General features: G+C 72.0%; 19 protein-coding genes. 11 read left to right on the top strand and 8 right to left on the bottom strand.

All coding sequences use genetic code 11. The features are described from left to right. Positions 1-4: 4 nt before the first annotated feature. From HNQ01_RS22445 to galE, 7 genes are all read right to left on the bottom strand, one after another. Positions 5-874 (bottom strand): hypothetical protein, encoded by an 870-nt coding sequence (locus tag HNQ01_RS22445; RefSeq protein ID WP_286180806.1) that lies wholly within the window; start codon positions 872-874, stop codon positions 5-7. 119 nt (positions 875-993) lie between these two features. Next, positions 994-1587 (bottom strand): LemA family protein, encoded by a 594-nt coding sequence (locus HNQ01_RS13915; protein ID WP_173806055.1) that lies wholly within the window; start codon positions 1585-1587, stop codon positions 994-996. A gap of 21 nt (positions 1588-1608) precedes the next feature. Further along, entirely contained in the window at positions 1609-2334 is a 726-nt protein-coding gene (gene queC, locus HNQ01_RS13910) for a 7-cyano-7-deazaguanine synthase QueC (protein ID WP_173806054.1), read from the bottom strand. After that, positions 2331-3584, bottom strand: a complete 1254-nt coding sequence (locus tag HNQ01_RS13905) for a glutamate-5-semialdehyde dehydrogenase (protein WP_434801509.1) — start codon at positions 3582-3584, stop codon at positions 2331-2333. The genes queC and HNQ01_RS13905 overlap by 4 nt, the downstream gene beginning before the upstream one ends. A 91-nt stretch (positions 3585-3675) precedes the next feature. Next, the gene (locus HNQ01_RS13900; RefSeq protein ID WP_173806052.1) at positions 3676-4335 is read right to left on the bottom strand and encodes a DsbA family oxidoreductase; all 660 of its coding nucleotides are present in this window, start codon (positions 4333-4335) and stop codon (positions 3676-3678) included. A 3-nt stretch (positions 4336-4338) separates the two neighbouring features. Then, entirely contained in the window at positions 4339-6246 is a 1908-nt protein-coding gene (locus tag HNQ01_RS13895) for a pyruvate kinase (RefSeq protein WP_173806051.1), read from the bottom strand. Positions 6247-6339: 93 nt separating this feature from the next. After that, positions 6340-7356, bottom strand: a complete 1017-nt coding sequence (gene galE, locus HNQ01_RS13890) for a UDP-glucose 4-epimerase GalE (RefSeq protein WP_149504608.1) — start codon at positions 7354-7356, stop codon at positions 6340-6342. A gap of 239 nt (positions 7357-7595) precedes the next feature. On the opposite strand from galE, the gene HNQ01_RS13885 reads away from it, so the two are divergent. From HNQ01_RS13885 to clsB, 11 genes are all read left to right on the top strand, one after another. Further along, positions 7596-8237, top strand: coding sequence for a class I SAM-dependent methyltransferase (locus tag HNQ01_RS13885; protein WP_173806050.1), 642 nt, complete (start codon positions 7596-7598; stop codon positions 8235-8237). Between the two features lie 37 nt (positions 8238-8274). Beyond that, positions 8275-8796 carry a hypothetical protein gene (locus HNQ01_RS13880; RefSeq protein ID WP_173806049.1) on the top strand — a complete coding sequence of 174 codons (522 nt, stop codon included), beginning with the start codon at positions 8275-8277 and terminating at the stop codon, positions 8794-8796. 21 nt (positions 8797-8817) lie between these two features. Further along, positions 8818-10401 (top strand): ubiquinone biosynthesis regulatory protein kinase UbiB, encoded by a 1584-nt coding sequence (gene ubiB, locus HNQ01_RS13875; protein WP_173806048.1) that lies wholly within the window; start codon positions 8818-8820, stop codon positions 10399-10401. Positions 10402-10490: 89 nt separating this feature from the next. Further along, entirely contained in the window at positions 10491-10820 is a 330-nt protein-coding gene (locus tag HNQ01_RS13870) for an FmdB family zinc ribbon protein (protein WP_173806047.1), read from the top strand. Positions 10821-10872: 52 nt separating this feature from the next. Then, the gene (locus HNQ01_RS13865) at positions 10873-11514 is read left to right on the top strand and encodes a DUF502 domain-containing protein (protein WP_173806046.1); all 642 of its coding nucleotides are present in this window, start codon (positions 10873-10875) and stop codon (positions 11512-11514) included. 19 nt (positions 11515-11533) lie between these two features. Beyond that, entirely contained in the window at positions 11534-13336 is a 1803-nt protein-coding gene (gene aspS, locus HNQ01_RS13860; protein WP_173806045.1) for an aspartate--tRNA ligase, read from the top strand. A 211-nt stretch (positions 13337-13547) separates the two neighbouring features. Then, the gene (locus tag HNQ01_RS13855) at positions 13548-14279 is read left to right on the top strand and encodes a hypothetical protein (RefSeq protein WP_173806044.1); all 732 of its coding nucleotides are present in this window, start codon (positions 13548-13550) and stop codon (positions 14277-14279) included. An 82-nt stretch (positions 14280-14361) separates the two neighbouring features. Further along, entirely contained in the window at positions 14362-15285 is a 924-nt protein-coding gene (locus HNQ01_RS13850; RefSeq protein ID WP_173806043.1) for a prenyltransferase, read from the top strand. A gap of 61 nt (positions 15286-15346) precedes the next feature. Further along, positions 15347-15847 carry a dihydroneopterin triphosphate diphosphatase gene (gene nudB, locus HNQ01_RS13845; RefSeq protein WP_286180804.1) on the top strand — a complete coding sequence of 167 codons (501 nt, stop codon included), beginning with the start codon at positions 15347-15349 and terminating at the stop codon, positions 15845-15847. Continuing rightward, positions 15844-16656, top strand: a complete 813-nt coding sequence (locus tag HNQ01_RS13840) for an endonuclease/exonuclease/phosphatase family protein (protein WP_173806042.1) — start codon at positions 15844-15846, stop codon at positions 16654-16656. The genes nudB and HNQ01_RS13840 overlap by 4 nt, the downstream gene beginning before the upstream one ends. Before the next feature lie 2 nt (positions 16657-16658). Continuing rightward, positions 16659-18008 carry a cardiolipin synthase ClsB gene (gene clsB, locus HNQ01_RS13835; RefSeq protein WP_173806041.1) on the top strand — a complete coding sequence of 450 codons (1350 nt, stop codon included), beginning with the start codon at positions 16659-16661 and terminating at the stop codon, positions 18006-18008. A gap of 8 nt (positions 18009-18016) precedes the next feature. Here the strand turns inward: clsB and htpX are convergent, their stop codons facing one another. Continuing rightward, on the bottom strand, positions 18017-18904 hold the full coding sequence (htpX, locus tag HNQ01_RS13830) for a protease HtpX (protein WP_173806040.1): 888 nt from the start codon (positions 18902-18904) through the stop codon (positions 18017-18019). Positions 18905-18952: the final 48 nt, after the last annotated feature.

Below are 18952 nucleotides of genomic sequence, written 5' to 3'. Positions count from 1 at the left end.
CAGTCTACGTGCCGTCGGCCCGCCGCTCCTGTTCCGGGTCGCGGACGAAGTGCGCCGCCAGCGCCGGCGGCAGCGGCGCGTCGAGCAGCACGCAGGCCAGACGCAGCGCCTCGGCGGCCGCCGGCAGCGGCTCGTCCAGGCGGGTGCGCAGGCCCGGACGGGTGTCGGCGGCATCGACCCAGAGCCGCGCCAGCAGCGGCCGGTGCACCCAGCCCAGGCCCTCGAGCGTCTGCAGCGCGCGGCCGAAGCGGTCGACATCGGGCACCTGGCAGGTCGGCGGCATCGAGGCCTCGCCCCAGACCGCCAGCACCACCCGGTCATGCCAGGCGGTGCCGGCCGCGTCGATGCGCTCGCGCCGCGGCGGCTCGGGCACCAGCCGCGCGAGATAGGCGGTCACGCTGGCGATGGCCTGGCGCATCGCCAGCGGCAGCTGCGTCAGGTCGTTGTCCTCGCGCAGGCCGCCGCGGTGCAGGCGCACCGGCCCGGACAGCAGGTGGCGCACCGCCAGCCAGACCAGCCGGTCCAGCGCGCTGACGCTGCCGTCGGCGCACATCACGCGCCGTGCCGCCAGCATCAGCGCCTGGCGCTGCTCGAGCGTGTCGTCGCGGGCGCAGGCCTGCAGCAGGCGCTCGAGCGCGGGCAGCCGCGCCGCCGCGGGCAGCCGGCGGCAGCGCTCGAGCAGCGCGCGGGCAGTCGGCTCGCCCCGCACGGCGAGCTCCCAGGCGCGCAGCTCCTGCTCGCTGTCCGGGGTCAGCAGCAGGGCCAGCGCCGCGGCCAGCCGCTCGCCCGGCCCGGTCAGGCGCATCAGCGCCATCCAGGCCGTGCGGGCATCGGTGTCCAGCGTCGGAGAGACGCGGCTCAGGGCATGCTGCATCGTGAGACAAAAGTTGCAAATTCAGCAATTTTTCTCACTTTGCCCCCCTGTGCCGGGGATTGTCCAGCCCGAAATTGTTTCTCGGGTGGTGCGGGCGGGCGCGGCGTCGCCCCGGCGCGTCAGATCATCGGCATCGGCCGGCTCGAGCCGGTGCGTGCCGTCGCGATCGCGCCGGCCAGCAGCGGCGCGTCGCGAAAGCGCAGCAGCGCCGCCACCAGCGTCGTCGGGAAGATGTGCAGCGCGTCGTTGTAGGTCTGCGCGGCGTGGTTGTAGAGGTGCCGGTCGGCGCCGAGCTGCTCCTGCAGCGTGTCGCGCTGGCGCAGCAGCTCGGTGACGGCCGCCACCGGGCCGGTGCCGGAGGTCAGGTCCTGCAGCGCCGAGACCAGCTGGTCGAGCGCCTGGCCGAGCGTCTGCTCGGCCTCGCCGATCTCGTGCAGCGAGCTGCCGCGCATGTTGCGGATCTGCGCCGCGTCGGTGGCCCGGCCGGCCTCCTGCGCGGTCTCGACCAGGCGGCCGATCAGCGCGTGCTCGTCGCCGAGCAGCGGGCGCGAGGCATGCGCCAGCGCCAGCGCGACCGCCTGGCGCTGGCGCAGGTGGCTGGCCAGCGGCGCGTAGGCGGCGCCGGCGGCGGCGCGCAGCCGCTTCAGGCGCTGCGTCGCGCCGACGATCCAGAAGAACAGCAGCGCGACCAGGACAAGCATCGGGATCGACATCGTGCGGTCCACGGCGCGTGCTCAGGCGTCGGCCAGCCAGGCGGCGTGGCCGGCGCGGCGCAGCTCGCAGGCCGGGCAGTGGCCGCAGCCGTGGCCCCAGGGATGGCGCGCCCCGCGCTCGCCCAGGTAGCAGGTGTGGGTGTGCTCGACGATCAGCTCGACCAGCGTCTGGCCGCCGAGCTGCTCGGCCAGGTCCCAGGTCTGGGCCTTGGTCAGGAACATCAGCGGCGTCTCCAGCGTCATCGGCGTGTCCAGGCCGAGCGAGAGCGCCACCTGCAGCGCCTTCATCGTGTTGTCGCGGCAGTCCGGGTAGCCGGAGTAGTCGGTCTCGCACATGCCGCCGACCAGCACCGAGGCGCCGCGCCGGTAGGCCAGCGTCGCCGCGAAGCCGAGGAACAGCAGGTTGCGACCGGGCACGAAGGTGTTGGGCAGGCCGTTGGCCTGCAGCTCGATCTCGCGCTCGGTGGTGAGCGCGGTGTCGGAGATCTGGCCGATCAGGCTCAGGTCGAGCACATGGTCCTCGCCCAGGCGGGCGGCCCAGTGCGGGAAGGCCGCGCGCAGCTCCTCGCGCACCGTCAGGCGGCAGTCCATCTCGATGTGGTGGCGCTGGCCGTAGTCGAAGCCCAGCGTCTCGACCCGCTGGAAGCGCTCCAGCGCCCAGGCCAGGCAGGTGGTCGAGTCCTGGCCGCCGGAGAACAGCACCAGCGCGGTGCGCGGGTCGCGCGCAGCGTTCGTGGCCGCGCTCATTGGCGGATCTCGCCCTGGCCGAGCACCACCCACTTCATCGAGGTGAGTCCCTCCAGGCCCACGGGGCCGCGGGCGTGGAACTTGTCGGTGGAGATGCCGATCTCGGCGCCCAGGCCGTACTCGAAGCCGTCGGCGAAGCGGGTGCTGGCGTTGACCATCACGCTGGCCGAGTCGACCTCGCGCAGGAAGCGCATCGCGTGGGGGTGGTTCGTGGTCAGGATCGCGTCGGTGTGGTGGCTGCCGTAGCGGTTGATGTGCGCGATGGCCTCGTCGAGCGAGTCGACCACCTTCACGCTGATGACGGGCGCCAGGTATTCCTCGGCCCAGTCGCTCTCGACCGCGGCCACGACCGTCGCGCCGGAGACGTCCGACAGGATGGCCTGGGCACGCGGGCAGGCGCGCATCTCCACGCCCTTGGCGGCGAAGATCGCGCCGATCCGCGGCAGGAAGGCCGCCGCCTGATCCGCATGCACCAGCAGCGACTCGGTGGCGTTGCAGGGGCTGTACTTCTGCGTCTTGGCGTTGTCGGTGACGACCAGCGCCTGCGCGATGTCGACCTGCGCGTCGACGTAGGTGTGGCAGTTGCCGTCGAGGTGCTTGATGACCGGCACCCGCGCCTCGGCCGAGATGCGCTCGATCAGGCCCTTGCCGCCGCGCGGGATGATGACGTCGACGAACTCGGGCATCGCGATCAGGCGGCCCACCGCCGCGCGGTCGGTGGTCTCGACCAGCTGCACCGCGGTCGCGGGCAGCCCGGCCTCGACCAGCGCCACCTGCACGAGTTTCCACAGCGCCAGGTTGGAGTGGATCGCCTCCGAGCCGCCGCGCAGGATGCAGGCGTTGCCGCTCTTGATGGCGAGCGAGGCGGCCTCGATCGTCACGTTCGGGCGGCTCTCGTAGATCATGCCGAACACGCCCAGCGGCACGCGCATCTGGCCGACGCTGATGCCGGTCGGGCGGCGCTTGACTTGCGTGATCTCGCCGATCGGGTCCGGCATCGCGGCGAGCTGCTCGCAGCCCTCGGCGACGGTGGCGACCACCTTCGGGCCGAGCTTCAGGCGGTCGAGCATCGGGCCGGCCAGGCCGGCTGCCGAGGCCGCGTCCAGATCGCGGGCGTTGGCGGCGTCGAGCGCCGGGCCGTTCTCGCGCAGCAGCCGCGCCAGCGCCAGCAGCGTGCGGTTCTTCGCGGCGGTGGAGGCGGCCGCCATCGCGGTGGCGGCGCTGCGGGCGGCGGCGCCGACCCGGTTCATGTAGGCGGCGATGTCCTGGGTGTCGAGCGTGTCCATGCGCGGAATTGTCGCAGAGGGTGGCGTCGGGGAAAGGGGCCGGGGGTGAGGGCGTTCAGCCCTCCAGCGCCGCCACCTGCCGCAGCGCCCGCTCGAAGACCTCGACCGGCTGGCCGCCGGAGATCAGGTGGCGGTCGTTGAGGATGATGGCCGGCACCGAGTGGATGCCGTGCTGCTGGTAGAAGAGCTCCTTCTCGCGCACCGCCTCGGCGTGGCGGTCGCTCGAGAGCACCGCATCGACCTCGGAGGCCTCCAGCCCGGCCTCGGCCGCGGCCTGCCACAGCACGTCGCGTGCCCCCGGGTTCTGGCCCTCGGTGAAGTAGGCGCGCAGCAGCGCGTGCTTGAGCCGGCGCTGCGCGTCGGCCGAGACGAGGCCAGCGTGGTGCAGCAGCCGGTGCGCGTCGAAGGTGTTGTGGATGCGGTCGCGCCGCTCCATGTCGAAGACGAAGCCCAGCGCCGCGCCGCGCACGCGGATCTCCTCGCCGCTGGCGGCGATCTGCTCGGGCGTGATGCGGTACTTGCGGCCCAGGTGGGCGACGATGTCCTCGCCCTCGGGCGGCATCGCCGGGTTCAGCTCGAAGGGCTGGAAGTGCAGCGTGGCGCGGATGCCCTCGGGGGCGACCCGCTCGAGCGCCAGCTCCAGCGCATGCAGGCCGATCGCGCACCACGGGCAGGAGACATCGGAGACGAAGTCGATCTTCATGCCCGCGAGCATCGCTCAGCCCGGGGCTCCCTGTCCATCCAGCGCGCCCCGCCAGGCGCGCAGCGCGCGCAGCAGCGGGCGCTTCTTCGACTGGTGCTCCTGCATGCGGCGCAGGATGTCGTCGAGCATGCGGATCGCGTCCATGATGTGCGGGCCCTTGTTGAGCATCACGCATTCGGCGCGCTCGCCCATCGCCGCATCGGTGATCTCGGCGCGCGAGGGCCGGCCGGTGCGCGCCAGCGTCTCGAGCACCTGGGTGGCCCAGACCACCGGCAGGTGCGCGGCCTCGCAGGCCCAGAGCATTTCCTCCTGCACCTCGGCCAGCCGCTCGTAGCCGCATTCGACCGCCAGGTCGCCGCGCGCGATCATCACGCCGGCGGTCGGCCCCTCCATCGCCGCCAGCAGGATCGAGGGCAGCGCGGCAAAGCCGCGCTGCGTCTCGATCTTCAGCATCAGGCCGAGGTGGGCGGCGCCGCGCGCGGCCAGCTCGGCGCGCAGCCGGCGCACGTCGTCGGCCGACTGGCAGAAGGACAGGCCGACCAGGTCGGCGGTGCCGACGACGGTGTCGAGGTCCTGCAGGTCCTGCGCGGTCAGCGCCGGCAGGTCGAGCGCGGTGTCGGGCAGGTTGATGCCCTTGTCGGCGGCCAGCTTCTCGCCGCCGTCGCGCGCGGCCGTGATCTCGACGGCCACCCCGCCGCCGTCGAGCCGCCGCCGCACGACCGCGCCGATGCGGCCGTCGTCGAACCAGATGCGGTCGCCGCGGCGCGCCGAGGCCAGCGCCTCGGGCAGCGTGCAGGGCACACAGGCCGGCCGTGCCCGACGGCCGCGTCCGCTCGGACGGGCCTCGTGGCCGAGGCCGTCGGGCAGCAGATGCAGCCGGTCGCCGCGCTGCAGGTGCACCACGCCCTGGGCCGCGGGCAGGTCGTGCAGCGCGGTGCGGCGCTCGCGGTGCGGCTCGTGGCGCAGCTCGACGTCGGCGCTCAGGTAGGCGGTGCGGCGGATCTCCAGGATCGCGCTGGCCGCGTGGCGCTCGACCACCTCGAGCTGGCGCGCCGCGCGCCGCGCGTCCTTCAGCGAGACCAGATCGCCGCGGCGCAGTCCCTCGAGCCAGCCGGCATCGACGCCGAGCACCGCGTCGACCTCGCCGACCGGCGAGGTCGAGCCGGCCGGACGCAGCGCCAGCCGGCCCGGCGCGATCACCCGGCCGAGCTCGTCGCGCTGCGGTCGCAGCCGGATCACGCCGGGGGCGCTCTCGATCGGGCCGGTGCGCAGCTTCGGGCCGCCCAGGTCCATCAGCACCCGCACCTCGCGGCCGGCGCGGCGCGCGGCCAGCCGCACCGCCTCGGCCATCGCCTGCCACTGCGCCGGCGTGTCGTGGGCGCAGTTGATGCGCGCGATGTCCATGCCGGCCTGCACCATCGCGTCGATCCGGCCTGGATCGGCGGCGGCCTCGCCCGGCAGCGTCACCATGATGCGCACGTCGCGTCCCGGCGGCGTCGGGCCGAGCAGGCGGCTGGCGTGCTGCTGCAGCGCGCGGTGGCCGGAATGGCTGCCCGAGGGCTCGTCGCCGTCGTGCGACTGCCACGCGCGGCCGGCCAGGCGGTGCAGGATGCCGAGCACCTTGTCGAGCGAGGCCAGCACATGCGGCTCGGAGCGCCCGAGCGAGGACAGGCCCAGCCGCGAGAGATCCTGCTGCAGCGGGCGCAGGTCGTCGGAGCGCAGCGCGAGGTAGTGCAGCAGGTTGCGGGCGCCGGCGTGGTGGGCCGGATCGATGCGGCCGAGCCGCTCGTCATGCTGGGCGGCCAGCGCCAGCATGCGCCGGCGCAGCGTCCACAGCCGCTCGATCAGGATGTCGCAGACGCCCGGATCCCAGCCGGGGTCGATCGTCGTCTCGGAAAGCGCAGTTGAGGAGGCCGCCGTCATGATTGCCTTGCCGCTCGCGTCGGAAATGCCCCCAGTCTGCGCGGGGGCGGTGTCAGCGGCGTGACGCGGCGGTACGGCAGCGTGCCGTGCGGATCAGTCCTTGAAGCCGTCCGGATTGGTCGACTGCCAGCGCCAGCTGTCCTCGCACATGCGGTCGATGCCGAACTGCGCCTTCCAGCCCAGGATCTGCTCGGCCGCGGCCGGGTCGGCGTAGCAGGAGGCGACGTCGCCGGGGCGGCGGTCGACGATGCGGTAGGGCACCGGGCGGCCGCTGGCCTTCTCGAAGGCCCGGACCACGTCGATGACGCTGTAGCCCTGGCCGGTGCCGAGGTTGACGGTGACCGAACTCTTGGCTTCGAGCAGGTGGCGCAGCGCCGCGACATGGCCCTGCGCCAGGTCGCAGACGTGGATGTAGTCGCGCACGCCGGTGCCGTCGGGCGTGTCGTAGTCGCCGCCGAAGACCTGCAGGAACTCGCGCTTGCCCACCGCGACCTGGGTGACGTAGGGCATCAGGTTGTTCGGGATGCCGCGCGGGTCCTCGCCGATGGTGCCGCTGGCGTGGGCGCCGACCGGGTTGAAGTAGCGCAGGTAGGCGATCGCCCAGCCCGGGGTGCAGCGCTCGAGCTCGCGCAGCATCTGCTCGCCCAGCAGCTTGGTCATGCCGTAGGGGTTGGTGCTGGAGAGCGCGCAGTCCTCGGTGATGGGCAGGCGCTCGGGCTGGCCGTAGACGGTGGCCGAGGAGCTGAAGACCAGCGTCTTCACGCCCTGGCGCTCCATCGCGGTGGCCACGCTGACCAGACCGCCGAGGTTGTTGCGGAAGTACTCGAGCGGCTTGGCCACCGATTCGCCCACCGCCTTGTGCGCGGCGAAGTGCACGACGCCCTGCACGCCGTGGCGGGCGATGATGTCGGCCATGCGGTCGGTGTCGTTGACGTCGGCCTCCTCGAAGACCGGCTTCTCGCCCAGCAGGGCTTCCAGGCGCTGCAGCACGACGGGCGAGCTGTTGGCGAAGTTGTCGACGCCCAGGACACGGAAGCCCGCCTCCTTCAGCGCGATCCAGGTGTGGGAGGCGATGTAGCCGGTGGCTCCGGTCAGCAGGATGGTCGTCATGGGATGTGTTCAGATCGCAGTGGCGTTGGCGTCGGTCTCCTCCCGTGCCGCTCGCCAGCCCGGTCCCGACAGCGCCGATTGTGGCAAACCCGCATGGCGCGGCGATGATCGGGCTCTGAGCGCCGGCGCGCATCGGTCCGGCAGGATGCGCAAAATCACCGGCCTGTCCTGCCGGAAACGATGATGCCGATGCCGCCCCCTGCCGTGCTGTCCGTGTCGCCTCGCTGCCGGAGCCGCCGATGAGCGCGTTCTCGGCCTGGTTCTTCGCCCGGGTGCAGGCGGCGGACTTCTACCGCGCGCTGCACCGCGAGGCGGTCGCGCTGCTGCCGGCACCGGCGCCGGGCGCGCGCTGGCTCGACGTCGGCTGCGGCCCCGGGCTGGTCGCGCGGCTGGCGGCCGGGCGCGGCTACCGCGTGCTGGGCACCGACCTCGATCCGGCGATGGTCGCCCAGGCGCGTCGCCAAGGCCACCGCGCCGGCTCGTCCGCCACCTTCGAGGCGGCCGATCTGCTGGCCGACCCGCCCGGCGGTGGCGCGGGGCCGCGCTTCGAGGTGGTCTCGGCCGCGTCGCTGCTGGTGGTGCTGGACGACCGCGCCGCGGGACTGCGACGGCTGCTGGCGCGGGTGGCCGAGGGCGGCACGCTGCTGCTGGTCGAGCCCGATGCCTCGATGACGCCGCAGGCCGCCGCGGCGCTGCGGGCGCGCCTGGGGCCGGCGCTGGGGCAGGGCGCCTGGGTGCTGTCGCTGTGGGCGCGAACCCGCCGGCCCGAGCGCGCGATCCGCGCCGAGGATCTGCAGGTGCCGGGCTGGACGCTGCGGCGCGATGTCCTGCTGGACGGCCTGGTCAATGCCTGGCGTCTGACCCGCGATGTCCCGGCCTGACGTCGGGGCGCAGACCGCCCCGCCTACAATCGCCGCCATGTTGCAAGCCCTGCTCGAACCCCTCGGTCGCGAGGCCCTCGGCCGCGTCACGCTGCTGCTCAACCATGTGCTGGCCGCCGAGCCGGAGGCCACCCGTCGCCTGCTCGGCCATGTCGGCCGCTCGATCGGCGTGCAGTGGCGCCAGTGGCCGGCGCTGCTGCCGGCGCCGCCGCGGGCGGTCTGGCGCGTGACGCCGGCCGGCCTGCTCGAGCTCGACGAGGACCTGCTGCTGGTGCCGGTCGGCGTCGGCGAGGAGGAGACGCTGGTGGTCACGCTCGACGGCAGCGAGATGCTGCGCTGGGGCCTGGCCGGCATGGCAGGGCGCCCGCCGATGGACATCCGCGGCGACGCCGCCTTCGCCGCCGAGGTCGCCTGGCTGGCCGAGAACCTGCGCTGGGACATCGAGGACGATCTGGCGCGCCTGCTCGGCGACGGCCCGGCGCGCCTGCTCGGCCGTCTGGGCAGCGGTCTGGCGCAGACCGTCGGCGCCTTCGTGCAGCGCGTGCGCCGCCCGGCCTGATCCGGCCGCGCCGCATCCATCATGAGGAACTGGCCCCGGCTCGCGCTGATCGCGTGGGTGATGCTGCGCCACGGCATGGACCAGCTGGTGCTGACGCAGTTCAGCCACCCGCTGCTGCGCCTGCTGGCGCGCGTGCTGTCGATCGGCCGGCGGCTCGACGCGCCGCGCGGCGTGCGCCTGCGCCTGGCCTTCGAGCGGCTCGGTCCGATCTTCGTCAAGTTCGGCCAGGTGCTGTCCACCCGGCGCGACCTGATGCCTCCCGACATCGCCGACGAGCTGGCCAAGCTGCAGGACCGCGTGCCGCCATTCTCCAGCGCGCTGGCGCGCCAGCTGATCGAGAAGTCGCTCGGCCGGCCGATCGAGGCGGTGTTCTCGCAGTTCGATGCCGATCCGGTGGCCAGCGCCTCGATCGCGCAGGTGCATTTCGGCGTGCTGCACGACGGCCGCCAGGTGGCGGTCAAGGTGCTGCGCCCCGGCGTGCTCGAGGTGATCGACGCCGACCTGGGGCTGCTGCGCGCCGGTGCGGCCTGGCTGGAGCGCCTGTCCGCCGACGGCCGGCGCCTGCGCCCGCGCGAGGTGGTCGCCGAGTTCGACAAGTACCTGCACGACGAGCTGGACCTGGGCCGCGAGGCGGCCAACGCCGCACAGCTGCGCCGCAACATGGACGGCCTGGACCTGCTGATGGTGCCGGAGATGATCTGGGACCTCAGCTCGGCCGAGGTGCTGGTGATGGAGCGCATGTTCGGCGTGCCGATCAGCCAGGTCGAGCGGCTGCGCGAGGCCGGCGTCGACATTCCGAAGCTGGCGCGCGACGGCGTGACCATCTTCTTCACCCAGGTGTTCCGCGACGGCTTCTTCCACGCCGACATGCACCCGGGCAACATCATGGTGTCGCTGGCGCCGGCGACCTTCCAGCGCTACATCGCGCTGGATTTCGGCATCGTCGGCACGCTCGATGCGCGCGACAAGGAATACCTGGCGCAGAACTTCCTCGCCTTCTTCCAGCGCGACTACCGCCGCGTGGCCGAGCTGCACATCGAGTCCGGCTGGGTGCCGCCGACCACCCGCGCCGACGAGCTCGAAGGCGCGATCCGCGCGGTGTGCGAGCCGCACTTCGACCGCCCGCTCAAGGACATCTCGCTCGGCCAGGTGCTGATGCGGCTGTTCCAGACCTCGCGCCGCTTCAACGTCGAGATCCAGCCGCAGCTGGTGCTGCTGCAGAAGACGCTGCTGAACGTCGAGGGCCTGGGCCGCCAGCTCGATCCCGAGCTGGACCTGTGGAGCACCGCCAAGCCCTTCCTCGAGCGCTGGATGAACGAGCAGATCGGCTGGCGTGCGCTCGCCCACCAGCTGCGCCAGGAGGCACCGCGCTACGCGCAGTACCTGCCGGCGCTGCCGCGGCTGCTGCACGACGCGCTGAAGGCGCAGGCCGCCGGCGGGGGTGCGGTCGGCGGGGCCGATCCGGCCAGCCGCGAGCTGCTGCAGGCGCTGCTCGTCGAGCAGCGCCGCACCAATCGCATGCTGCAGGCCTTCGGCTGGATCGGTGCCGGCTTCCTGCTCGGCGTGCTGGCCGCCTCGGTGCTGGCGCGCCTGTCATGGGGCTGATCGGCCCGCCGGCGCGACCCCCAAACCCGACGGGCGCGCGACTTGCTTGTCTCCCTCTATAATTCCTGTTTCGAATCAAGGGTTTAGCGATGCCGATCTACGCCTATCGTTGTTCCTCCTGCGGGCACGCGAAAGACGTGCTGCAGAAGATGTCCGATCCGGTGCTCACCACCTGCCCGGCCTGCGGGGCCGAGACCTTCTCGAAGCAGGTGACTGCCGCCGGCTTCCAGCTCAAGGGATCGGGCTGGTATGCGACCGATTTCCGCGGCGGCTCCGGCGCGACCGGCGCAGCCGGTGGCACGACCGCGGCCGCTGCGCCGGCCACGGCCGAAGGCGCATCGTCCTCGTCTTCGGCCGATTCGGGCGCCGGCGCGGCCGCGCCGGCCACGCCCTGCGGCGGCTCCTGCGCCTGCCACTGAAGACGGCCTGCGCCTTCCCCCTGCCCGAGCCTGCTGCCCTGATCGGACTGTCGTGAAGAAATACATCGTCGCCGGCCTGCTTGTCTGGCTGCCGCTGGCCATCACCATCTGGGTCCTGCTGTGGATCCTCGGCCTGATGGACGGCGTGTTCCAGACCCTGCTCGGCGCCGCGACCGCGGTGCTGCCCCACGGCGCCAGCGCGATGCTCGAGGAGATCGCCAAGACGCCCGGCATCGGCGTGCTGACGCTGCTGACGCTGATGCTGCTGACCGGCATGTTCGTCGCGAACTTCGTCGGCCAGTGGTGGCTGCGGCAGTGGGACCGCATCCTGTCGAACATCCCGATCGTCAAGTCGATCTACACCTCGGTCAAGCAGGTCTCGGACACGCTGTTCTCCAGCAGCGGCCAGGCCTTCCGCGAGGCGGTGCTGGTCGAGTACCCGCGCCGCGACTGCTGGACGATCGCCTTCGTCACCGGCCGCCCGGCCGGCGAGGTGGCCGAGCAGCTCCGCGACGTGCCCGGCGGCGACGGCGAGTTCGTCAGCCTGTACGTGCCGACGACGCCGAACCCGACCTCGGGCTTCTTCCTGATGGCGCCGCGCGCCGACGTGCGCCCGCTGGGCATGAGCGTCGACGAGGCGCTGAAATACATCATCTCGATGGGGGTCGTCGCCCCGCCGAGCACCCCCCACTGAGTTCCAGAAAGTCACCACCATGCGCACCTGCTATGCAGGCCAGGTCAGCGAAGCACTGACCGGCCAGACCGTCACCCTGATGGGCTGGGCCCACCGTCGCCGCGACCATGGCGGCGTGATCTTCGTCGACCTGCGCGACCGCGAGGGCCTGGTGCAGGTCGTCTGCGATCCGGACCGCCCGGAGATGTTCAAGACCGCCGAGGGCGTGCGCAACGAGTTCTGCCTGAAGATCACCGGCCTGGTGCGCGCGCGTCCGGCCGGCACCGAGAACGCCAACCTGGTCAGCGGCAAGGTCGAGGTGCTGTGCCACACGCTCGAGGTGCTCAACGCGTCGGTCACGCCGCCGTTCCAGCTCGACGACGACAACCTGTCGGAGACCACGCGGCTCACGCACCGCGTGCTGGATCTGCGCCGCCCGCAGATGCAGAAGAACCTGATGCTGCGCTACAAGGTGGCGATGGAGGTGCGCAAGTTCCTCGACGAGAACGGCTTCATCGACGTCGAGACGCCGATGCTGACCAAGTCGACCCCGGAAGGTGCGCGCGACTACCTCGTGCCCAGCCGCGTGCACGACGGCCACTTCTTCGCGCTGCCGCAGTCGCCCCAGCTGTTCAAGCAGCTGCTGATGGTCGCCGGCTTCGACCGCTACTACCAGATCACCAAGTGCTTCCGTGACGAGGACCTGCGCGCCGACCGCCAGCCCGAGTTCACGCAGATCGACATCGAGACCTCGTTCCTGGGCGAAGAGGAAATCCGCTCGATGTTCGAGGGCATGATCCGCCATGTCTTCCGCAAGACGATGAACGTCGAGCTGGGCGACTACCCCGTGATGCCCTACAGCGAGGCGATGTTCCGCTTCGGCTCGGACAAGCCCGACCTGCGCGTCAAGCTCGAGTTCACCGAGCTGACCGACGCGATGGGCACGGTCGACTTCAAGGTCTTCTCGACCCCGGCGACGATGAAGGGCGGCCGCGTGGTCGCGCTGCGCGTGCCGGGCGGCGGCGCGATGAGCCGCGGCGAGATCGACGGCTACACCGAGTTCGTCAAGATCTACGGCGCCAAGGGCCTGGCCTGGATCAAGGTCAACGACGTCACCAAGGGCCGCGAGGGCCTGCAGTCGCCGATCGTCAAGAACCTGCACGACCAGGCCATCGCGGACATCCTGTCGCGCACCGGCGCGCAGAGCGGCGACCTGCTGTTCTTCGGCGCCGACAAGCTCAAGGTGGTCAACGACTCGATCGGCGCGCTGCGCCTGAAGATCGGCCACAGCGAGTTCGGCAAGAAGAACGGCCTGTTCGAGGACCGCTGGGCGCCGCTGTGGGTGGTCGACTTCCCCATGTTCGAGTTCGACGAGGACGAGAACCGCTGGAACGCCTGCCACCACCCGTTCACCAGCCCGAAGGACGGCCACGAGGACCTGATGGACACCGATCCGGGCGCCTGCGTCGCCAAGGCCTACGACATGGTCCTGAACGGCTGGGAGCTGGGCGGCGGCTCGGTGCGGATCCACCGCGCCGAGGTGCAGGCCAAGGTGTTCTCGGCGCTGAAGATCAGCCCGGAAGACCAGCGCATCAAGTTCGGCTTCCTGCTCGACGCGCTGCAGTACGGCGCGCCGCCGCATGGCGGCCTGGCCTTCGGCCTGGATCGCCTGATCACGCTGATGACCAAGGCCGAGTCGATCCGCGACGTCATCGCCTTCCCGAAGACCCAGCGCGCGCAGTGCCTGCTGACCGGTGCGCCGTCGATGGTCGACGAGAAGCAGCTGCGCGAACTGCACATCCGTCTGCGCAACGCGCAGGCGGCGCAGGCCCAGCAGGGCTGAGCGGCGAGGGGCTGCCTTGGCGGCCCCGGCGTGCGACAGGGCGTCCCTCGGGACGCCCTTTTCCATGGTGATCATGGCTGCCGCGTCCTACATGGTCAGGACCCGCCGGCCGACAGCGGCCCGCTGCGCTCTCCGATGGGCGCGGCGGCCTGCGGGCGCGAGGATCGCTCCATGCCCTGGATGTTCCGGGGCGCCTCACCGGAGAATCCAGATGAACCACCGCCTGCCCCTGCCCCTGCCCGTCGCCCTGATGACCGCCGCGCTTGCCCTGGGGAGCGCCCTGTCTCCGGCCCGCGCCGCCACGACCGCGCCGGCGATGGACAAGGCCGCGATGACCCAGGCCTGGACGGTCGACAAGGATGCGCTGGAGAAGGCGCTGGGCACAGGCCACGACAAGGCCTTCTACCGCACCGTGCTCGAGAAGGCCGGCTACTGGATCACCGCGGTCAACAAGGACACCGCCGACCGCCTCGAGTACGAGATCGTCAAGGGCGACAAGTCCTACGAGGTCCAGGTCGATTTCGACAAGGGCACCTCCACCCGGGTCGACGTGACCACGAACCTGTGGAAGGCCCCGGGCACCCGCACCGCGCTGAAGGACAGGAACTATGCCTACCAGTATCCGAAGGCCGTGACCGCCGATGCCGACAAGGTGCGCGACAGCGTGCGCCAGAAGACCTGGATCGACGAGAAGGGCCGCATGGAGGCCGCGCTGGGCACCGGCCACGACCGCGCCCATTACAGGCGCGCGCTCGAGAAGATGGGCTACAAGGTGACTGCGGTGAACGAGTCGGATCCGAAGAACCTCGAGTACGAGGTGGTCAAGGGCGACACCAGCTACGAGGTCCAGGTCGACTTCGACGATGCCGGCAGGTCGACCCGCGTCGGCGTCTCGTCGAACGTCTGGGAGTCGGCCGCGACCGAGAAGGCCAAGCGCGGCTGATCGATCCTGCCCGCCGTGTCCGGCCACGGCAGATTGACGGATCGCAACGCAGACGGCGCGAGGACGGGGCACGCTGCCCCTCATGTCCTCTCCCCCGCTCGCCTTGCGCTGGCTTGCCGCCAGCCGTCCCGGATTCCTGGTCGTCACGCTGGTGGCCACGCTGGTGGGCATCGGCTCGGCGCTGGCCTGCGGGGTGGCGCCGCGCTGGCCCGAGGCGCTGGCCACCGTCGTGCTGGCGCTGCTGACGCATGCCGCGGTCAATCTGCACAACGACTGGGGCGACGCGCTGATCGGCTCGGACGCGGTCAACACCGACCGCATCGGCCCGTTCACCGGCGGCTCGCGCGTGGTGCAGGACGGCGTGTTCACGCCCGGGCAGCTCAAGACCGCGGTGCAGATGCTGGCGATCGTGGTGGTCGGCGGCGGGCTGGTGCTGGCGGCGCGCGCCGGGCCGGGGCTGCTGCTCGTCGGCCTGGCCGGGCTGCTGCTGGGCTGGGCCTATTCGCAGCCGCGGCTGGCGCTGATGTCGCGCGGCTGGGGCGAGCCGGCGGTGGCCGCGGGCTGGTGGCTGGTGGTCGTCGGCGCCGACTTCGTGCAGCGGCACGCCTTCGGCGAGATCGCGATGATCGCCGGCGTCAGCCCGGCGCTGCTGATCGCGGCGGTGCTGTGGATCGCCGAGTTTCCCGATGCGCGCGCCGATGCCGCGGTCGGCAAATGCACGCTGGTCGTGCGTCTCGGCCCGGTTGCCGCGGCCTGGGGCTTCCTGCTGCTGATGCTGGCCGCGCACGGCTGGCTGCTGTTCTGGTGGTGGCGGCTGTGGCTGCCGGGCACGGCGGTGCAGGCGCTGCTGTCGCTGGCGCCGGGGCTGGCGGCGGCCGTGCTGCTGCTGCGCCATGCGCGCGATCCCGCGCGGCTGCGCCCGGCGATCGTGCTGACGCTGGTCTGCGCGATCGCGCACGGACTGCTGCTGGCGGGCGCCTTCCTGCAGGTGCTGATGCTGCGCTGAGGCCGCCGATGCCGAAGCCGGTACGAAGTCGTGTCACCGGCTTGCCGCTATGCTTGTCCGCATGACGACGATGACCCAGGCGACGGCGCAGGAGCAGCCCCGGCCGCCGAAGATTCCCGAATCGGTGCTGGTCGTGATCCACACGCCCGCCCTCGACGTGCTGCTGATCGAGCGGGCCGACCGCCCCGGCTTCTGGCAGAGCGTCACCGGCTCGAAGGACTTTCCCGAGGAGCCGCCGCACGAGACGGCGGCGCGCGAAGTGCACGAGGAGACCGGCATCGTCATCGGCACGCCGGCCGTGCCCGCGGGCGCGCTGCTCGACTGGGACCTGCGCAATGTCTACGAGATCTATCCGGTCTGGCGCCACCGCTACGCGCCCGGCGTGACGCACAACACCGAGCATGTCTTCGGCCTGACGGTGCCGGCGGGCACGCCGGTGCGGCTCGCGCCGCGCGAGCACTTGGCCCATGTCTGGCTGCCCTGGCGCGAGGCGGCCGACCGCTGCTTCTCGCCGAGCAACGCCGAGGCCATCCTGCAGCTGCCGCGACGGGGGGCGCGATGACCCTGCCGCGCCCGACCCCGACGCTCGAGGCGACCCGGCCTGCCGCCGAAGGTGCGCGCCTGCGCGTGGCGACCTACAACATCCACAAGGGCGTGCGCGGTCTGGGGCCGCGCAAGCGGCTGGAGATCCACAACCTCGGCCTGGGCATCGAGGCCTTCGATGCCGACCTCGTCTTCCTGCAGGAGGTGCGGCTGTTCCACCACGGCGACGCGCGCCGCTTCGACCACACCTGGTTCGGCTGGCCGGAGCAGGGGCAGGCCGAGTTCCTGGCGCCGGAGGGCTACGAGGCCGCCTACCGCACCAACGCGGTCACCCGCGACGGCGAGCACGGCAACGCGCTGCTGTCGCGCTGGCCGATCGGCGACATCGGCCACCACGACGTGTCCGACCACCGCTTCGAGCAGCGCGGCCTGCTGCATGTGCGGGTGCAGTGGCGCGGCGTCGAGGTGCATGCGATCGTCGCGCATTTCGGCCTGATCCATGCGAGCCGGCTGCGCCAGGCGCAGCGCCTGGGCGCCTACCTGCGCGAGGCGGTGCCGCCGCAGGCGCCGGTGGTCGTCGCCGGCGACTTCAACGACTGGGGCGAGCGGCTCGATCCGGCGTTCGCGCACGCGGGGCTGGTGCGCGCCTGCCGGCCCGAGGGGGCGCCGCGCGCGCCGCGCACCTTCCCGTCGCGCATGCCGCTGTTCTCGCTCGACCGCGTCTACACCCGCGGGCTGCACTGCCACGCGATCACGGTGCCGCGCGGTCCGGCCTGGGTGCGCATGTCCGACCACCTGCCGCTGCTGGTGGAGCTGGAGCTGGCCTGACGATGAGCGGGCGCGTGTCGGGGCTCGAGGACGATCCGGCGACGCGCTCGCCGGCCGAGGGCGCGCTCGAGGCCGGCGCGGCCGGGACGCTGTCCTGGTACCTGGTGCCGCGGCCGCTGTTCCGCGGCGGCAACCAGGTCGAGCTGCTGCGCGGCGGCGACCAGCTCTTTCCGGCGATGATCCGCGCGATCGCCCGCGCGCGCCACGAGGTCTGGCTGGCCACCTACATCTTTCATGACGACGAGACCACGCGCGCGGTCGAGCGGGCGCTGGCGCTGGCGGCGCGGCGCGGCGCGCGGGTGCGGGTGGTCATCGACGGCTTCGGCTCGCACGACAGCCTGGCCGCGGTCGAGCCGCGGCTGCGCGCGGCCGGCATCGCGGTCACGGTGTTCCGGCCGCTGTCGCGCTGGACGCACTGGCTGCAGCCCGGGCAGCTGCGCCGGCTGCACATGAAGCTGTGCGTGGTCGACGGCGAGACCGGCTTCGTCGGCGGCATCAACCTGATCGACGACCGCATCGACCTGCACCACGGCCGCACCGAGCTGCCGCGGCTGGACTTCGCGGTGCAGGTGCGCGGCCCGGTGGTCGCGGCGATGGAGCAGGCCACGCGGGCGATGTGGTCGCGCTCCTGGTTCGGGCGCGACTGGCAGCAGGAGCTGCGCTCGCTGCTGCTGACCGAGCATCCGGTGCGCCGGGTGCGCGCGCTGGTCCGCCAGATGCGGCTGACGCGGCGCAGCCAGCGCCTGCCGCCGCTGCTCGAGCAGGTGCTCGCGCCGGTGCAGGCCGCCTTCGTCGTGCGCGACAACATCCGCCAGCGCCGCACCATCGAGCGCGCCTACATCGACGCGATCCGCCAGGCGCGCGAGCGCATCTGGCTGATCTCGCCGTACTTCTACCCGGGGCAGGACTTCCGCCGCGCGCTGTGCCGCGCCGCGCGCCGCGGCGTGCAGGTGCGGCTGCTGATGCAGGGCAAGCCGGACTACCGCATCGCCGCGATGGCCGCGCGGGTGCTCTACGACGAGCTGATGGCCTGTGGCGTCGAGATCCACGAGTACACGCCGGCCTTCCTGCATGCCAAGGTGATGCTGGTCGACGAGCACTGGGCCACGGTGGGCTCGTCCAACATCGATCCGATCTCGCTGCTGCTCAATCTCGAGGCCAACCTGATCGTGCGCGACGAGGCCTTCGGCGCCGAGCTCGCGCGCGAGATCGACCGGGCGATCTCGGTGTCCGAGCCGGTCACGCCGCAGCGCCTGCGCTCCTCGCGCTGGCTGGTGCTGGGCCAGCGTGCGCTGGTGGCCTGGATCGCGCATGTCTACCTGCGCGTGGCCGGGGTGACCGGCCGCTACTGAGGCCGCCTTCAGCGCTCCGGGCGCATCTGCTGCAGCGCGGCGATGCGCTCCTCGATCGGCGGGTGGCTGGAGAACAGCGCCATGAGGCCGCTGGGCCGGCCGGCAATGCCCATCGCCGCCAGGCTCCGGGGCATCTCGCCCGGATCGATCCCGCCCAGGCGGGCCAGCGCATGCATCATCGGGCGGCGATCGCCCATCAGGCCGGCGGCGCCGGCATCGGCCCGGAACTCGCGCTGGCGCGAGAACCAGGCGACGATCATCGAGGCCAGCACGCCCAGCACCAGGTCCATCACGATCGTGGTGGCCATGTAGCCCAGCCCCGGGCCATCGCGCTCGTCGTTCTTCAGGATCACGCGGTCGACGACATAGCCGACCACGCGCGAGATGAAGACGACGAAGGTGTTGACCACGCCCTGGATCAGCGTCATCGTCACCATGTCGCCGTTGGCGACGTGCGCGACCTCGTGGCCGATGACCGCCTCGACCTCCTCGCGGGTCATGCTCTGCAGCAGCCCGGTGGAGACCGCCACCAGCGCCGAGTCGCGGAAGGCGCCGGTGGCGAAGGCGTTGGGCTCGCCCTCGTAGAGCGCGACCTCGGGCATGCCGATGCCGGCCTTCTGTGCGAAGCGCGCCACCGTGCCGACGATCCAGCGGTGCATCGGATCGCTCGAGTCGTTGATGACCTGCGCGCCGGTGCTCCACTTCGCCATCGGCTTGCTCATCAGCAGCGAGACGATCGCGCCGGTGAAGCCCATGAACAGCGAGAACACCAGCAGCACGCCGACGTGCAGGCCCTGCGCGTCGAGGTAGCGGTTGATGCCCAGCACGCTCGAGGCGATGCCCAGCACCAGCACCACGGCCAGGTTGGTGGCGAGGAACAGGAAGATGCGTTTCATTCGTCGGGACTCCTCACGCTTTGAAACACCATCTGCGGCCGGGTTCCC

The sequence above is a fragment of the Sphaerotilus uruguayifluvii genome, from assembly GCF_013294065.1.
GTDB classification, from domain to species: Bacteria; Pseudomonadota; Gammaproteobacteria; order Burkholderiales; family Burkholderiaceae_C; genus Sphaerotilus; species Sphaerotilus uruguayifluvii.
The sequence above is the reverse complement of the archived record's forward strand: the minus strand, read 5'-3'. Positions and strand labels throughout refer to the sequence as shown.